Annotated in this window: 18 protein-coding genes; 14 read left to right on the top strand and 4 right to left on the bottom strand. The window is 72.1% G+C overall.

The genetic code is table 11. The features are described from left to right. Positions 1–32 precede the first annotated feature (32 nt). Positions 33–638, top strand: a complete 606-nt coding sequence (locus ACN26Y_RS27815; protein WP_366600759.1) for a YdeI/OmpD-associated family protein — start codon at positions 33–35, stop codon at positions 636–638. 68 nt (positions 639–706) lie between these two features. On the opposite strand, the gene ACN26Y_RS27810 is transcribed toward ACN26Y_RS27815, so the two are convergent. Together ACN26Y_RS27810 and ACN26Y_RS27805 are read right to left on the bottom strand one after the other, a co-directional pair. Then, a complete protein-coding gene (locus tag ACN26Y_RS27810) occupies positions 707–1,750 on the bottom strand; it encodes a questin oxidase family protein (protein ID WP_422733778.1) in 1,044 nt (347 codons plus the stop codon). 34 nt (positions 1,751–1,784) lie between these two features. Next, positions 1,785–2,459 (bottom strand): cytidylate kinase family protein, encoded by a 675-nt coding sequence (locus tag ACN26Y_RS27805; RefSeq protein WP_155333101.1) that lies wholly within the window; start codon positions 2,457–2,459, stop codon positions 1,785–1,787. A 305-nt stretch (positions 2,460–2,764) separates the two neighbouring features. Between ACN26Y_RS27805 and ACN26Y_RS27800 the strand changes: the two genes are divergently transcribed. Next, positions 2,765–3,544 carry a hypothetical protein gene (locus tag ACN26Y_RS27800; RefSeq protein WP_155333100.1) on the top strand — a complete coding sequence of 260 codons (780 nt, stop codon included), beginning with the start codon at positions 2,765–2,767 and terminating at the stop codon, positions 3,542–3,544. Between the two features lie 49 nt (positions 3,545–3,593). Here ACN26Y_RS27800 and ACN26Y_RS27795 read toward each other — a convergent pair whose 3' ends face one another. Both ACN26Y_RS27795 and ACN26Y_RS27790 read right to left on the bottom strand, forming a co-directional pair. Then, positions 3,594–3,857, bottom strand: a complete 264-nt coding sequence (locus tag ACN26Y_RS27795; protein WP_155333099.1) for a type B 50S ribosomal protein L31 — start codon at positions 3,855–3,857, stop codon at positions 3,594–3,596. After that, positions 3,854–5,134 carry a CobW family GTP-binding protein gene (locus tag ACN26Y_RS27790; protein ID WP_422733777.1) on the bottom strand — a complete coding sequence of 427 codons (1,281 nt, stop codon included), beginning with the start codon at positions 5,132–5,134 and terminating at the stop codon, positions 3,854–3,856. Before ACN26Y_RS27790 ends, ACN26Y_RS27795 begins: the two co-directional genes overlap by 4 nt. Positions 5,135–5,364: 230 nt before the next feature. On the opposite strand from ACN26Y_RS27790, the gene rpmB reads away from it, so the two are divergent. From rpmB to ACN26Y_RS27730, 12 genes are all read left to right on the top strand, one after another. Further along, positions 5,365–5,601, top strand: coding sequence for a 50S ribosomal protein L28 (gene rpmB, locus ACN26Y_RS27785; protein WP_155333097.1), 237 nt, complete (start codon positions 5,365–5,367; stop codon positions 5,599–5,601). After that, positions 5,601–5,768: a 50S ribosomal protein L33 gene (rpmG, locus tag ACN26Y_RS27780; RefSeq protein ID WP_095565727.1), complete on the top strand. Its 168-nt coding sequence runs from the start codon at positions 5,601–5,603 to the stop codon at positions 5,766–5,768. The genes rpmB and rpmG overlap by 1 nt, the downstream gene beginning before the upstream one ends. Next, entirely contained in the window at positions 5,768–6,073 is a 306-nt protein-coding gene (gene rpsN / locus ACN26Y_RS27775; protein ID WP_155333096.1) for a 30S ribosomal protein S14, read from the top strand. The genes rpmG and rpsN overlap by 1 nt, the downstream gene beginning before the upstream one ends. 139 nt (positions 6,074–6,212) lie before the next feature. Beyond that, positions 6,213–7,685, top strand: a complete 1,473-nt coding sequence (locus tag ACN26Y_RS27770; protein ID WP_422733776.1) for a choice-of-anchor M domain-containing protein — start codon at positions 6,213–6,215, stop codon at positions 7,683–7,685. A gap of 126 nt (positions 7,686–7,811) precedes the next feature. Then, a complete protein-coding gene (locus ACN26Y_RS27765; protein ID WP_422733775.1) occupies positions 7,812–9,092 on the top strand; it encodes a WxL protein peptidoglycan domain-containing protein in 1,281 nt (426 codons plus the stop codon). 25 nt (positions 9,093–9,117) lie between these two features. Next, the gene (locus ACN26Y_RS27760; protein WP_155333094.1) at positions 9,118–10,650 is read left to right on the top strand and encodes a TIGR03773 family transporter-associated surface protein; all 1,533 of its coding nucleotides are present in this window, start codon (positions 9,118–9,120) and stop codon (positions 10,648–10,650) included. After that, entirely contained in the window at positions 10,647–12,248 is a 1,602-nt protein-coding gene (locus ACN26Y_RS27755; protein WP_370463277.1) for an anchored repeat ABC transporter, substrate-binding protein, read from the top strand. The genes ACN26Y_RS27760 and ACN26Y_RS27755 overlap by 4 nt, the downstream gene beginning before the upstream one ends. Next, positions 12,248–13,240 (top strand): choice-of-anchor M domain-containing protein, encoded by a 993-nt coding sequence (locus tag ACN26Y_RS27750; protein WP_422733774.1) that lies wholly within the window; start codon positions 12,248–12,250, stop codon positions 13,238–13,240. The genes ACN26Y_RS27755 and ACN26Y_RS27750 overlap by 1 nt, the downstream gene beginning before the upstream one ends. Then, on the top strand, positions 13,237–13,980 hold the full coding sequence (locus ACN26Y_RS27745) for an anchored repeat-type ABC transporter ATP-binding subunit (protein WP_155333092.1): 744 nt from the start codon (positions 13,237–13,239) through the stop codon (positions 13,978–13,980). Before ACN26Y_RS27750 ends, ACN26Y_RS27745 begins: the two co-directional genes overlap by 4 nt. Then, positions 13,980–14,855 (top strand): anchored repeat-type ABC transporter permease subunit, encoded by an 876-nt coding sequence (locus tag ACN26Y_RS27740; RefSeq protein ID WP_422733773.1) that lies wholly within the window; start codon positions 13,980–13,982, stop codon positions 14,853–14,855. Before ACN26Y_RS27745 ends, ACN26Y_RS27740 begins: the two co-directional genes overlap by 1 nt. Positions 14,856–14,917: 62 nt before the next feature. Further along, positions 14,918–15,565, top strand: coding sequence for a choice-of-anchor M domain-containing protein (locus tag ACN26Y_RS27735; protein WP_155333090.1), 648 nt, complete (start codon positions 14,918–14,920; stop codon positions 15,563–15,565). Continuing rightward, on the top strand, positions 15,562–16,215 hold the full coding sequence (locus tag ACN26Y_RS27730; protein WP_155333089.1) for a choice-of-anchor M domain-containing protein: 654 nt from the start codon (positions 15,562–15,564) through the stop codon (positions 16,213–16,215). The genes ACN26Y_RS27735 and ACN26Y_RS27730 overlap by 4 nt, the downstream gene beginning before the upstream one ends. Positions 16,216–16,308 lie beyond the last annotated feature (93 nt).

Here is a 16,308-nt window from a genome sequence, read left to right as displayed (position 1 = left end):
GGCAGCCCGTCGAGTCGGGTTAGCCTGCCGTCATGGCGAGCGCCGAACTGGATGAGTTGATCGTCGCGGACGCCGAGGCGCTGCGCGCGTGGTTGTCGGCCAACCACGCCACATCGCCCGGCGTCTGGCTCGCTCTGACCAGGAAGGGCGGCACCGCCACCACCTTGACCTGGCAGCAGGCGGTCGACGAGGCACTGTGCTTCGGCTGGATCGACGGGCAGGCCCGCAAACGGGATCAGGAGACCTCCTGGATCCGGTTCACCCCGCGCAGGCCCCGCAGTTCCTGGTCACAACGAAATGTCGCCCACGTGGCCCGGCTGGAGGCGCAGGGGCGAATGATGCCCCCGGGCCGCGCCGCGGTGGAAGCCGCGAAGGCGGACGGGCGGTGGGCGAGCGCCTACGCCCCGCCGTCGGAAGCCGAGGTGCCGGCCGACCTCCTCGCCGCCATCGCCGCCGAGCCCGCCGCCCAGGCCATGTTCGACGTACTCACCAGGACCAACCGGTTCGCCCTCATTTACCGCCTCAATGCCGTCAAACGGGCGCAGACCCGCGAGCGGAAGATCGGCGAGTTCGTCGCCATGCTGGCCCGTCACGAGACGATCTACCCGCAGAAGGCCAAGCCTCCGACCTCGCCGTAATCAACATTCCGGCTCGGGCAAGCCGGACCGGACGATCGGCTCGCGCATCATGCGGCGTGGGCAGGTCCTCACCATCGTCCGGTCTGTTCGGTCGCGTGCACCGAGGCGGCGAGGAGGGCGGCGTCGCCGGTGATGGCGTACGCGTCGAGCGCGGCGTCGGCGAACTTGATGGCGTGCGGGCCGGCCGAGTCCACCGCGAGCCGCATGACCTCGACGGGATCCAGGTCGGGTACGGCCGGCGGGGCGGAACGTCCGGTCGCCGGGGCGTACGCGGCGGTGACGGCCGCCGTGGCGGCCCAAGCGGCGGCGAGGCTGGCCGCCCAGAGGGCCCCGGGCAAGGCGGGTAGCGTGCGCAGGACCGCGTTCGGTGCGGTGGCGGCGTGCACCAGCATGACCGGACTGGCGTACCCGTGGGTGCCGTGCCGGACGACCGCCGCGTGCACGATGCCCGCCAGGCGGGCCGACACGGCGTCCCCATCGACGGCCGTCTCGCCGCCGCCCGGCACCGCGCCGGCCACCGCCGCCCAGCGGGGAAGGTCGGCGAGTTGGGCGAGGCGGGCCCGGATGCCGTGGCGCTGGTCGGGTACGCGCGGCACCGCGTCGAGCGCGGCCCGTGGATCAGTGGCCAGGTACGGCCCGGCACCGGGCGATGCGAGGGGCTGCCAGCGGGCTGCCCAGTAGGCCAGCCCTTGGCCGAGTTCGGTGACGCGCGGCGCGGTCTCCTGGTCCAGCAGTGCGCGCACCGCGTGGCCGACCCGGATCACGCCGTGGGTGGCGCCGGCGGCGATGCCGGGCAGCAGGCGGGGCCACCATCGGGCGAGCACCTGCCGCCAGGGCTCATCGGCCAGTTCGCGCTCGAAGTAGTCGAGCCAGTCACCGGTACGCACCGGGTCGCCGAGCGGATCCCGCCACTCGTCGACGGCGATGGGCGCGATTCCCCGCGGTCGATCCTCCAACCGGTCGGCGTACCCGTCCAACCATCGGTGCACGGCCTCACCGTGGCCGTGTCGGGCCAGTGCCTCGACCGCCATGGGCGCGTGGTTGGACAACCACCCGTCCCGTTCCGGACCGGAATGCCGTACCCGCTGGTAAGCCTCGTCGAGTTCGCTCATGCAGGGGACGGTAGGAGTTGAAGTGCGGTTGAGGTCAACCGTGGGGGGTCTCACAGACCGGCTGCTGGGGCTCGTCGTTGTGCACGATGATGTCGACGTGATCGGTCGGGCGGACCGTAGCGAGGTAGAGCTGTTGGGAGGGGATGTAACGCTCCCGCCAGCGCCGTTCGACCTGGGCCCGAGATGACACCTGGCGCTCTCGGATCACCGCACGATGCACGGTCTTCTCGAACGCGGTCGACACGAAGATGCGCAGGTCCCACCGATCAATCAGTTCCGGGCGCATGAGGAAGACGCCGTCGAAGACCAGCACCGCGTCGGACGGCGCAGTCATGACCGGCGGGGACAGCGCGGTATCCGCGGTGCGGTCGTAGACCGCGTACTGGAAGCGTCGATCTCCGCCCGGGCCGAGCGGATCGAGCAGAACTCGGTTCAGCGCGTGGCAGTCGTGGGTGTCGAAGTAGCAGCCTTCAGCCGAGTACTCGCCGCGCGGATAGCGTTGCGCCCGGGGGAAGAGGAAATCGTCGATCGTCGCGCGGATGACGTCGCGGCCCTGTTCCCGCAGAACAACGGCCAGTTCGTCGGCGAGCGTGGTCTTGCCTGCGGCGGGCGGTCCGTCGATGGCAACCCGCGTCGGATGGGCGACTGCGACGGACCCAACTGCCTCAGCCAGGCGGCCAATCACGTCGTCCCGGGTGCCTTGATCCATGTCCCCGCCCCGTCCTGGTCTGGCGAAGGCCGCCGTGCGAGCCGACCATATGCGCCAGCGTTTCGCGCCCGCCACTCCCCGAATGAGCGAGATCGACCGGTTGCGATGGGGGCCGTCGTCACGTCGAACGCGGCAGCGGTGCCCAGAACCAGCACCGGCGAGACGACCGGGGACCCGGCCTGGCTACAATCGTCGGAGCTCTGGCCGTGGATGGGGCGTTTCGGCGCCGCGCACCCTCAAGACCTGGTTCGCGCTGTCCCTCTTGGACATTCACAGCCAGGCCGAGTCTCGCCGAAGGGGCACCCGTGCGTGATGTGGTGATCAACCTTCTCGCCAGTGCCATTGCCGCCGCTGCCGGCTGGACCAGCCAGTACGTCGTCCGCTACCGGCGGATTCTGCGTAAGCGGTCGTTCTTCGGTGTCAATCCCGGTGCCCAGGTGATGCTCTTCGTGGCGAAGCATTTCTCGTCGCAGCGCCCGCAGAGCGTGCACCGCAACGACGTTGCCACGCTGGTGGAGCTGGCGACGACCATCCGCGAGTCCGGTGGGCTGCCCGCCCTCGTCACAAGCGAGGAGGGACGCAGGGAGGCCGGCCGGGTCACCGAGTACTGCGTCGGCGGCCCGTCGGCGAATCCGCGCACCGCGGCCCACGTGCGCATCGCGCTGCCCGGCGTACGGTTCACCGCAGCCGAGCCCGACTCGTCGCTGCCGTTCGTGGTTGGCGGACGCGCGTTTCGCCGCCGTCCCGGCGAAGAGCAGTTCGCGCTGCTCGCCCGGGTGCGCCCGGCCGCATCGGCGGCGCCCGTGTTCATCCTCGCCGGCCAGACCGCGCTGGACAATCTCGGTGCCGCGCGCTACCTGCTGGCCAACTGGAGACGGCTGCGGAAGACGTACGGGAAGCGGAACTTCTGCCTGGTGCTCGGGCTGCGGGAGCCGTCGACGTTCGGCGCCGATCACGTCCATCTGGTCGCCGACGTGTCCGCATCGGCATTCACCGCCATCGCCGGGGCACCCGGGCCTGACCACGAGCGCCGCGACGAGCCGGAGACTGCTGGCGCAGCCCTGGACTCCTCGCACCACGACTGATGCCCGGCCCCGCGAGATCATGGGCGGCTGCGGCGCATGCGTGCCTCGGTCATCGTGTCTGCCGCGGTCCGCGGCGGGCGTACTTGGCGCGGAACTTCTCCACCCGGCCCTCGGTGTCGAGCAGGCGCTGCCTGCCGGTCCAGAAGGGGTGGCTGGCGGAGGAGATCTGGACGTCGATGACGGGGTAGGTGTTGCCGTCGGTCCACTCGATGGTCTGGTCGCTGGTGGCGGTGGAGCGGGTGAGGAAGGCGAAGTCGGCGGCGCGGTCGCGGTAGACGACGGGCCGGTACTCGGGGTGGACTCCGGACTTCATGCGGGCTCTCCTTCGGTGGGGTCGGGGCCGGCGAGCGGGAAGCAGCCGGCGAACGGGTCGTCGTAGCGGCGCCAGGTGTCCTCGCCGTCGGCGAGTTCGGCGTCGGTGAGCAGGCAGCCGGTGAGGGTGCGGTGCAGGCCGGCGGGATCGAGGTCCAGGCCGACGAAGACCAGGTGCTGGTGTCGGTCCCCGTAGTACGGGTCCCAGTCGAGGGCGGCGGCGAGCCGCCGGTGGTCGGACACCTCGTCCCAGTACGGGTCGGGCAGGCCGGTCAGCCAGCGGCCCAGGGAGCCGAGGGCGAGGCCGCCGCCGGCGAAGTCCCAGGCGATGACCAGGTCGGGTTGGCTCGCGAGCCACAGGTGCCCCCGGGAGCGGACGACCTCGGCGTTGACGTCCTCGAGGACGTCGTGCAGCCGGCGGGGATGGAACGGTCGTCGGGCGCGGAAGACCACCGAGACGACGCCGCAGTCGGGGTACGGCTCGTGCACGCCGAGGACGTGGCCCTCCAAGCCCCGGGTCAGGACGCCGGGGGTCTCGGGGCGGTGCCGGAGCGTTCCGCGCAGCTGCCGGGTCAGCGCGCCGGCGTCGACGAGGTCACCGTCGACGCGGACCTGCGTCGCCCACGGCGCCATCCGGTCGAGCAGCACCGACAGGCGGCTGGTGTCGTACGCGCCCTCCCGGGACTGGCCCCACAGCACGAGGGTGTCGGCGTACTCGATCTGCCGGACGACGACGTCGGCGAGCGCCCGGTCGTCGTTGTCGGCGGCGGCGATGCCGAGGGTTTTCAGGTCGTCGGTGCTGGCCAGGCCGTCGAGCAGGTGCTCGGCGTCGACCACGGTCAGGTAGGAGTCGACCCGGACCAGGTCGGTCAGCGGCGTCCCGTCGACGAGGCAGTGCGCGCAGACGGCGGCGACCGCCTCGGGCTCGACCACCTCGGGCAGCATCAACAGCAGGTCGCGGTCCGGTTGGGTGCGGGCGAGCCGGGCGAGGGTGGGCAGCACGTCCTCGCGCAGCGTGCAGGAGACGCAGCCGTGCGCCAGGGTGATCCGCTCGTCCTCGAGCACGCCCGCACCGTCGCGCACGATCCGGTGCACGGTGCCGGCGGCCAGGTCGGTGAGATCGTGCCGGACCAGCAGCAGCGAGGGGTCCGCCGCCAGCAGCGTGCGGGCGACGGCGTACGTCGCGGCCGGCCAGAAGCCGCTGAGCACGGTCAACGACGGGCGGGCGTCGGCCGCCGGGGTCCCGGTTTCGGCGGGTGCGAGCGGGGACGTCGACATCACAATCCTCTCGACACTTGTTGAAAACGGTTGTCATTATAAGCACGCGGCCGGCGGCGAGCGGCGTGCCGGGGTCCCCGAGCGGGGGGCCGCGACGGTCGGCCTGTGCCGACCCGGCGACACGGTGCGGTCGACGTGGCGGCGCGACCCCGCGTGAAGGCTGGCCGATCGGCCGATGTAAAAACGAAAACCGTTGTCGTTAGCGTCTAGCTGAACCTGAGGAGTGAATCGTGTCCCGACGTTGTGACGTCACCGACGCCAAGCCGAGCTTCGGCAACGCCGTGTCCCACTCGCACCGGCGCACCCGTCGCCGGTGGAACCCGAACCTGCAGAACCACCGCTACTGGCTGCCGTCGGAGCGCCGCTGGGTGCGGTTGACCCTGACCGCGAAGGCGCTGAAGACGGTGGACCGCAAGGGCATCGAGGCGGTCGTCGCGGAGCTGCGCGCCCGGGGAGTGAAGCTCTGATGGCCCGGCAGACCGACGTCCGTCCGATCGTGCGGCTGCGCAGCACCGCCGGCACCGGTTACACGTACGTCACCCGCAAGAACCGCCGCAACGACCCGGACCGCCTGGTGCTGCGCAAGTACGACCCGATCGTGCGGCGGCACGTCGAGTTCCGCGAGGCACGCTGATGGCCCGCAAGAGCCTGGGAAACCGGCAGGCCCGCCGGGAGGACCTGGTCGCCCGGCATGCCGACCGCCGGGCGGAGCTGAAGCGGCTGATCGCCCACCCGGACACCGACCCGGCCGTACGCGACGACGCCGTGCGCCAGTTGGCCCGGCTGCCCCGCGACTCGAGCCGGGTGCGGCTGCGCAGCCGGGATGTGATCGACGGCCGCCCGCGCGGTGTGCTGACCCGCTTCGGGTTGTCCCGGGTCCGGTTCCGGGAGATGGCGCTGCGTGGTGAGTTGCCGGGCATCCGCAAGGCGTCCTGGTGACGGTTGCCGGCACCGGTTCGGCGCGGGCCACCCGCTCCGCGCCGACCGCCGCCCGCCCGGCGAAGGCGTTGCCCACCGGCAGGCCTCCGGGGCGCAGGTACCACCGCGCGCAGACGCGCGCGGCGTGGAAAGGGGAGGTATGAAGGCGACACTGAGGGCTCGCGGTCTCGCGGCCCTGGTCACCGGGGCGGTGGTGGCCGCTGGCACGGTGCTGGCTCCCACCGCCGCGTCGGCGGCCGAGAAGGTGGTGCTGTCCAAAGGGCACACCGACGCGGTCGACGTGCACTACACCGACGGCGAACTGTCCCTGAAGGTGAGGGACGACACGGGTAGCCCGATGGTCATCCGGGATCCGGCGGACGTCACGTTCCAGGTGCTGCCGCGGGCGGCGATGGAGGTCCCGGACGACCCGCGGTTCGCGTTCCTGGGACCGGCCGGTTCGCAGATCTGGCTGCTGCCGATGACGCAGGACCCGGACCTGCTCTGGCCGGGCTGGAACACCACCGAGCTCAACTCGGGGGTGTTCGCAGGGAACAAGGTTCGGCTGAGCCTGGTCGGCGTTGAGGGCCCTGGCAACGTCACCCTGTTCACGCAGGACTCGTTCGGTGGCCCGATCATCAAGTTCCGCAGCGAGGACGGACTCCCGGACGCGATCGACGTCCCGGTGCACACCCACGCGCATTCGAACTGGGCGTTCAGCGCGCTGGGCAACTACACCTTGAAGTTCCAGGCCGACGCGACGCTGAGCAACGGCACCACGCTCAGCACCGGGCCGGTCGACTACTCGTTCGTCGTCGGCGAGCTGACCGGCGGCGGCCCGGAGGTCAGCCTGGCGATCAGCGGGATGGCCGACGAGTACCAGCCCAACGACACGGTCACGCTCACCGCGGCGCAGACGCCGCAGACCGAACTGGACCACTACCACTGGTTCAGCAGGTGCCCGGGCGCGGCCGACTGGAGCATCATCCCGGGTGAGGGGGGCGCGAGCTACTCGTTCACCGCGACCCGGGAGCTGAACGCCTGCGAGTACGTGGCCAAGCTCTACGACGACGACCACGCGGTCGTCGCGACCAGCGAGCCGGTGACCCTGTGGGTGGCGTTCCCGCCACAGGAGCCGGGCGCCTCGCAGACGATCACCGCGTCGATCGACGAGACGCAGGGCTCGCTGGTGATCAGCGTCAACCCGGACGACCGGGCCGTGGTGCTGCCGCCCGCACAGCTCAACGCCGCCGGTGACCGGTGGGAGAGCACCGGCGACCTCCGCCCGGTCACGGTGACCGACACCCGCGCCGGTCAACCGGGGTGGAGCGCGTCCGGGCAGATCCCGGCGGACTTCGCCGGGCCGGACGGGGCCACGTTCAGCGCCGGCTACCTCGGCTGGACCCCGCGGGTCCTGACCCAGGGCGCCGGACAGGGCGTGGTCGCCGGTCCGGAGGTGGCACCGTACGTCGTCGGAGTCGGCGGCGGTCTCGGCACCAGCGCGGTGCTGGGCTCGGCACCGGACGGCGCCGGACGGGGTACCGCGCAGCTGGGCGCGGGCCTGCGGCTGAGCCTGCCCACCGAGACGGCGGCGGGGACCTACACCGGGACCCTGACCCTCACCGCCATCTGATCACCCATCCCGCCCGGTGGCCGGGCACTGGCCGTGCCGCCGGACGACTGCGGGGTGGGCGGGTCGTTGCCGCGACCGCCCACCCCGCACCATGCCCCGTACTCCAGGAACGGACACCGTCCCGCAATGCGCCTGCTCGCCTTTATCGCCGCTGGGATCGCCCTGCTCGGCGTGGTCCCCGCACCACCTGCCTCCGCGCTGGCCGCACCCGCCCCCGCCAGCCCGCCGGCAACGCAAGGGACGTCGCCGTCGCCGGCACCGCCGCCCGCCGCCGCGACCTGGGGCGTGGCACCGTCGAGCGCGCGCGGGCCGAACGGCCGGCCGGCGTTCAGCTACAAGCTCGACCCGGGCGCCACCCTGACCGACTACGTCGGCGTCACGAACCACTCCAACCGCCCGCTCACCCTGAACCTCTACGCCAGCGACGCGGTCACCACCACGCAGGGCGGGTTCGATCTGCTGGCCGCCGACCGGAAGCCCACCGACGTGGGCTCCTGGGTCCGCCTGCCGAGCCGAACCCTGACCATCCCGTCGACGTCCCGGCTGGACGTACCGTTCACGCTCGCCGTCCCGCCCAACGCCACGCCCGGTGATCACGCCGGAGGGATCGTCGCCTCGCTGGCCGGCACAGCCGTCGACGCGCAGGGTAACCAGGTCGCCGTCGACCACCGGGTCGGCGCCCGCATCTACCTGCGGGTCACCGGTGAGCTGCGGCCGACGCTGACCGTCGAAGACCTGCGAGTGCGGCACACCGGCCCGGTCAACCCGCTGGCCGGGGGCACGGTCACCGCCACGTTCACCGTCCGCAACACCGGCAACGTACGGCTCGCCGGGCAGCCCGTGCTCGGCGTGTCCGGACCGTTCGGCCTGGCCCGGCGGTCCGTGGACGGTACCGCCCTGCCGGAGATCCTGCCCGGCGGCGAGCTGACCACCACCGTACGCATGTCGGGTGTTCCGCCGCTGTTCCGGCTGACCGCGAACGCGACCGTCACGCCGGCAGCCGTGGGGGACCAGGTCCTCGACCCGCCACCGCGGGCGGGCTCGGCGCGGGCCGCCGTCTGGGCGGTGCCCTGGCCGCAGCTGGCCCTGCTCGCCCTGCTCATCCTCGCCGGCTGGGCACTGATCGCGGCCCGGCGCCGCCGGGCGGAGCAGCTCGCGCGAGCGGTGGCCGCCGCCCGGGAGGAGGGCCGCGCGCAGGCCGGCCGGGAGGAAGGCCGCGCGCAGGCCGGCCGGGAGGAAGGCCGCGCGCAGGCCGGCCGGGCACCGGACGGCCAGGACGCCCCAGTGGCCGCCGGTGACGGCGGATCAGCACCCGACGACCGTCCGATGCCGGACGTCGAACGTCCCGGTCCGGGCCACGACAACCGGCATCCCACCATCGACCACACGGGGAAGGACGAGAAGTGACTCGGCTACGCCTGGGGAGCGACCAATGAGGATGAGAAGCATGCGCGCCGGCGCCGCGAGCCTTGCCGCCGTCGTGCTGGCACTGGCCCCCGCGGCAACGCCGGCCGCCGCGGAACCGGCCGCCGTCGCCTCGGCCGGCGCCGACCTGGTCTCCGTCGCGCTCGACGGTGACACGATGTCGCTGCGCTTCCGGGACGCCGCGCAGGCGGCCGACGGTGCGGCCGGGCGCGACCCGGGCGAGGTGGTGCTCGGCCCGGACGGCGGCCTCGCCGGTCGGGTCCCGGCCGGCCAGGCCTTGGCCTTCCTCGGGAAGCCGGGCCACGGCGTGTGGGCACTCTCCGCCGGTGACACCGGGTTCCCGGCCCTGGACACCACCGGGGTACGCCCCGGCGTCGTCGCCGACGACCGGGTGACCCTGACGCTGGGCTCGGTCGAGGGGCCGGGGACGTTCACCGCGTACACCCTGTCCGGTCTCGGCGCGGCGACCCCGCTGTTCGGCAGCGGTGCCGGCGTACGGCGGTCGACGCAGCTGCCGGCGGGCACGCGTACCGGTGGCGTGGTCTGGGCCTTCGACACGGCCGGCGAGTACCGGCTCACCCTGACCGGCTCGGCCGCCCTGCGCTCGGGTGGGACGGTGCGCGCCGAGGCGACGTACCGGGTCCGCGTTCCGGCGATCCGGCCTGCGGAGCCGGCGTTGCCCGCTCCGCAGGCGCAGGCGGCGCGACCGCGCGCCGAGGCACTCGCCGCACCGGCTGCCGCGCCGAAGCCCGCTGCCGCGCCGGAGGCGGCGAAAGTCGCTGCCGGTGCTCGTCAGGTGATCAGTGACGGGCACGTCGACATGGGCCCGAACCTGTCCGGGGACAGCTGGACGATTCGGATCAAGGACGACCGGACCAGCCCTCCGGTCTGGCGGGAGACCGCCGACGTGGTCCTGCACGCGAAGGACAAGGCGAAGATCACGGTGCCCGCCGGGGCGGACTTCCTCGGCAAGCCGGGCGACACCGTGTGGGTGCTGCCGCAGACCCAGCAGGCGGGTCTTGTCTGGCCGGGCTGGAACACCCAGCACGCGTCCGTCGTGTCGGGCGTCAAGGGCAGCGTCACGTGGACGCTGAAGGGGGTCAACGGGCCTGGCCGGTTCGCCCTCTTCCTGACCGGCTCGTTCGGCAAGGCCGACGTGCTGTTCGACTCCGCCAAGCCGTTCCCGCAGAAGCTGGACATCCCGCTCAACACCCACACGCACGGCAACTGGGCGTTCAGCAAGCCCGGTCTGTACCGCCTCGCGGTGCAGATGAGCGGCACCACCACCGCCGGCAAGGCGGTCACCGACACGAAGACGCTCACCATCGCCGTCGGCGACAGCGCGGATCCGAACGCCGGCTTCGGCCCCGGCGGCGGTGCCGGCGACGGCGACGGCGGCGACGGGCGCCGGGACGGGCCGCTGCCGCGCACGGGCGCCGGCTGGGTGCTGACGGCGGCAGCGCTCGGCGTCGTCCTGGTAGCGGTCGGTGCCCTGCTGTTGCTGCTGGCCCGCCGCCGCGCCGCCCTCCGGACCGGGTGACGGCGGTGCCAAGAACGGCTATCCACCGGGTCGGCCCGCGGCGGCTGGTCGTGCTGCCGCTGCTGGCCGCGTTGCTCGCCGGCGGCTGCCGGTCGGAGGTGGCGTTGAGTTCGCACGACGAGCGGGTCCAGGTCCTGACGACCACCGGGATCCTGCGGGATCTGGCCCGCAACGTGGGCGGCGACCGGGTGACCGTCACCTCGATGGTGCCGGACGGGGCCGATCCGCACAGCTACGAGCCGTCGCTGCGGGACATCCGCGACGTCGTCTACGCCGACGTGGCGTTCAGCAACTACCTGCTCCTCGAGGAGCAGGCCGTCATCAAGGCGCTGGACGCCAACCTGCGTGACGGCGTACCGAACATCTCGCTGGCCGAGGGGGCGGTGAAGTACGCGGCGGAGATCATCCCGCTGGTCGAGGACGTGTCGCTGGACACGATCTGGCTGGGCATGCGGGTGCGCGGCACCGGTGCGGCGCAGGGCGCGAACCGGTCCTCGGAGGTGTTCCTCAGCGCGACCGGCGCGGACGGGCCGGGTCGGATGTACGCGTACCTGACCGAGTCGTTCGGCAACCCGTCGTTCTACGTCGACTCCGGCGACGGGTTCGACCCCGCCAACGGCTACCGGGACGACACCGCGACGCTCCCACCGGACGCGCACACCCACATGAGCTGGGCGTTCACCGAGCCGGGAATCTACCGGCTGACCATGCGGGCACGGCTGGCCGTCGACCCGCAGACGGCACCCGTCCCCATGGGCGAGCAGGTGTTCACCTTCGCCGTCGGGGTGGACCCGCACTCGGTGCCGGGCCTGACCGGCGCGCCCGTACTGAACGCCGGGCACGCCGACGTCACCGTCGACCTCGACCAGCGGCGGCTCTACCTGCTCGCCGACCCCGAGGGTGGCGGCGAGGCGACCCAACGGGTGTACGACCCGGCGCGCACCGTCATCGAGGTGCCGAACAAGGCGCTGCTGGAGGTGCCCGGCGACCGGCGGTTCCGGTTCCTCGGCCGGCCCGGCACCCAGGTCTACCAGCTGCCGCAGGCCGTCCTCGGCAAGCACGTGCACGGCGAGATCGACCCGCACCTGTGGCAGAACGTCCACAACGCCATCTCCTACGTGCAACTGATCCGGGACACCCTGATCGGGGTGGACCCCGAGGGCGCCGCCGAATACCGGGCGAACGCCTCGGCCTACATCCGGCAGCTGGAAGAGCTCGACTCGTACGTCCGGGACACCATCGCGCAGATCCCACCCTCGCGGCGCCACCTCGTCACCACACACGACGCGTTCGGCTACCTGGGCCAGGCGTACGGGGTGCAGATCTCCGGTTTCGTCACCCCCAACCCGGCTGTCGAGCCGAGTCTCGCCGACCGCCGCCGGCTCACCGAGACGATCCGCAACCTGCGGATTCCCGCCGTGTTCCTGGAGCCGAACCTGGCGGCCCGGTCCGCCACGCTGACCGAGGTGGCGCGGGAAGAGGACCTTCGGGTGTGCCCGATCTACGGCGACGCGTTCGACCGCGACGTCACCACCTACGCGGAGATGATGCGGTTCAACGCCGAATCGCTGCGCGACTGCCTGACCACGGAGAAGTGATGGAGGAACCAGTGACGGCAGGACGGGCGCACCGCCGCAGCCGCGCGACCACAGTCATCCTGCGAGGCGCCCTCGCGACGTTGCTCGTGCTGGCGACGGCACAGGCCCCGGCGCGGGCGGCGGAGCCGACGCCGAATCTCAGCCAGTCGATCGCGGCCGACCAGCCCCTCGCCACCGGACGGACGACGCTCACCACCGGGCACGTCGACCTCGGTCCCCGATACGTCGACGACCGGTGGACGCTGCTGATCCACGACGGTACGCAGGCGCAACCGGTGTGGCGTGATCCCGACGACACGCTGCTGCGGGTGTCCGACGCCGCGCTGCAGACCGTTCCGGACGACCCGGCGTACGCCTTCCTCGGCATCGAGGCCGGCAAGCGGGTGTACGTGGTGCCGCAGGTTCAGGACCAGGATGTGGTCTGGCTGGGCTGGAACACCCAGGATCCCCGGGTGATGCGGACCATCGACCGGGGCGTCACCCTGACCCTGCTCGGGGTGCGTGGTCCGGGGACGCTCACGACCTACCTCCAGTCGGGCAACTTCTCCGCACCGCAGCCGCTGTGGCGGTCGGCCGAGTCGAAGGCGCAGCCCTTCTGGGTCGAGGTCAACACCCACACCCACGCGAACTGGGTCTTCTCCGCATCGGGTGTCTACCTCGTCGCGGTACAGGTGTCGGCCGACCTGGTCAACGGGGAGAAGGTGTCGGCGACCCGTACGCTGCGCTTCGCGGTGGGGGACGCCACCAGCGCCGACGAGGCCTTCGCCGCGACGGCGGACATCCCCGTACCGGCTGGCCAGGAGCCGCCCGGCGAGGCTCCGGCCGGAGCCGACGATCGGGCCGACGGTTCCCGGACGCTGCTGATCACGGCGCTGGCCGGGACGGCCGTCGTGCTCGCTCTCGGCCTGGTCGTCCTCCTGCTGCGTGGGCGCGGCGCCAGACGGCGGGCCGAGCAGGAACGCGTCATCGCGTCGTCCGGGGGCCAGCGGTGAGAGCACTGGAGATCGACGGGCTGGACGTGGATCTCGGTGGCCGGCCGGTCCTGCGGGACGTACGGCTGCACCTCGATCGCGGCGAGCTGGTCGGGCTGCTGGGCCCGAACGGCGCCGGCAAGACCACCCTGCTGCGCGCCATCCTGGCGCTGATCCGCAGCCGCGGCGGCCGGGTGCTGGTGGAGGGCAGGCCGACGCGACCCGGACGGTCCGGGATCGGCTACGTCCCCCAGCGTCACGAGTTCAGCTGGGACTTCCCGATCTCCGTCGAGCAGGCCGTGATGTCCGGCCGCACCGGCCGGATGGGCCTGCTCCGCCGCCCGGGCGTGGCCGACTGGCGGGCGGTCGGCGACGCGCTGGACCGGGTACAGCTGACCGGACTGCGCCGCCGGCCGGTCGGCGAGCTGTCCGGTGGCCAACGCCAACGCGTCCTGGTCGCGCGGGCACTCGCGCTCGCGCCGAGCATCCTGCTGCTCGACGAGCCGTTCACCGGGCTCGACATGCCCACCCAGGAACTGCTGGGCGACCTGTTCACCAGCCTGGCCCAGGAGGACCGCGCGGTGCTGATGACCACCCACGACCTGGTAGCCGCGGTGGACTCCTGTACCCGGCTGGTCCTGCTCAACGGCCGGATCATCGCCGACGGCCGCCCGGCGGACCTGCAGGACGCCGACCTGTGGACGCAGACCTTCGGCGTCAGCGCGACGTCTGCGCTGCTGAAGCTCGTGAGGGCGGCCTGATGTCGATCACCAAGTTCCTCACCGACCTGCTCAACCCCGACCTCGCGTTCCTGCCCAAGGCGCTGGCGATCGCGGTCATGTCCAGCATCGTCTGCGGCGTCGTCGGCTGCTACGTCGTCCTCCGGGGGATGGCCTTCATCGGAGACGCCGTGGCCCACGCGGTCTTCCCGGGCATCGCGGTCGCCTTCGTCCTGCAGGGCAGCCTGGTCCTCGGCGGTGCCGTCGCCGGTATCGCCACCGCGCTGCTGATCGCGATCTTCTCGCAGAACCGGCGCGTCAAGGAGGACTCGCTGATTGGTGTCTTCCTGGTCGCCGCGTTCGCTCTCGGCATCGTGATCATCTCGCAGGCGCCCGGCTACGCCGGTTCGCTGCAGCAGTTCCTGTTCGGCTCGATCACCGGGATCCCGGACCGGGACCTCTACGTCGTCGGCGGCACCGGCCTGGTCATCCTCGGCTTGGTGTTGGCATTGCACAAGGAGTTCGTCGCGGTCTGCCTCGACCGCGAGATGTCCCGTGCGATGGGGCTGCCGGTCTTCTGGCTCGACATCGCGCTCTACGTCCTGGTCACCCTCGCCGTCGTGATCTCGTTGCAGACCATCGGCAACATCCTCGTCCTGGCCCTGCTGATCACCCCCGCCGCGGCGGCCCGCCTGCTCACCGACCGGCTCGGCGTGATGATGCTGCTCGCCCCGGTGATCGGCGGCACGTCGGCGCTCGTCGGGCTGTACCTGTCCTGGAGCTACGACACCCCGGTCGGCGGCACCATCGTCCTGGTCGCCACCGCCGCCTTCCTCGCCGCCTGGCTGATCGCGCCCCGACACGGCGTGCTGACCCGGCGGTGGAAGCGTCCGGTCGAGCAGCCTTCCCCACGCTAAGCAAAACGACTATCGTTTTCGATAACGTGGTCCATTGGGGACCGCGCGGAAGGAGTTCCTTCGTGCGTAAGCCCATCCGCCTGCTGCTCGCCTCCGGGGCGGTGACCGCGGCGCTGCTCGCGGCAGCGCCGCCGGCGCAGGCCGCCGTGGTGACCTTCAACTCCGGGCACCTCGACCTGGTCGACATCGCGTACGAGGCCGGCGAGCTGGAGCTCGGCGTCCACGACGAGGACAACGACGTCGAGTACGCCGCCGACGACGTCAAGATCGTCGTCAAGCGGCAGGCCAAGGTCACCGTCCCGAACGACCCCGCCTTCGGCTTCCTCGGCACTCCCGGGGTGTCGAAGGTGTGGATCCTGCCCGAGATCCAGAACACCGACCTCGTCTGGCCCGGCATCGCCGCCGAAGAGGTCGAGCCCGGTACCTTCACCGCCGACGCGCTCACCCTCAGCGTGCAGTCGGTCAGCGGGCCCGGGCAGCTCGCCATCTACACCGAGAACGCCGTCGGGCAGCCCACCATCCTCGCCGACAGCGGCGACGGCCTGCCCGACACCATCGCCCTGACCGCCGGCGACCACCTGCACGCCAACTGGGCCTTCGACCGCGCCGGCACCTACTGCGTCACCTTCCGGGCCACCGGCACCCTCGCCGCCACCGGCGAGCAGGTCACCAGCGAACCGGCCACCCTGCGCGTCGTGGTCAGGGCGTGAGCACCATGCGTACCCGCAGCCGTTTCCTCGCCGGCCTCGTCCTGACCGCCGCGCTGCTCGCCGGCACCGCCACCCCCGCGGCCGCGGCGCCGATCGTGCTCTCCAGCGGCCACGTCGACGTCATCGACGTCGACTACGCCGGCGGCGCACTGACCGTCAACCTGCTCGACGACACCGTCAGTCCGTCGGTGGAGCGCAACCCCGCCGACGTCGTCCTGCGCGTTCCCAACACCGCCAAGCTCACCGTGCCCGGCGGCAGTGCCTGGTCGTTCCTCGGCACCGGCGGCCAGGCCTGGGTGCTGCCCCAGGCCAGCACCGCCGGGCTGCTCTGGGCCGGCTGGAACACCACCGAGGTGCCCAGTGGTGTGCTCCAGAACAACCGGGTCACCTTCAAGCTGACCAACGTCACCGGGCCGGCCGGATTCAGCGTCTACACCGTCTCCGGCGGCACCCCGACGGTGCTGTTCGACAGCGGCAACGGTCTGCCCGACAGCCTCAACGTCAACCGCAACACCCACGCCCACGTCAACTGGGGCTTCGACGCCGCCGGCACCTACACCGTCACCTTCGAAGTCACCGCGAAGCTCGCCTCCACCGGCGCCACCATCAGCTCCGGCGCCAAGACCTGGACCTTCGACGTCCTTCCCTGACCACCACCGTCACAAGCAGCCGAACACAGACGTCCGCCGAGGTAGGGGGTACCGGCAAGCGGCGGACTCCGGCCGGCGCGAGCCCACCGCCCA

It is taken from the genome of Micromonospora sp. WMMD558, from assembly GCF_049315255.1.
Taxonomy (GTDB): Bacteria; Actinomycetota; Actinomycetes; order Mycobacteriales; family Micromonosporaceae; genus Micromonospora.
Note: the sequence above shows the minus strand (reverse complement) of the source record. Positions and strands in the feature narration are given on the sequence as shown.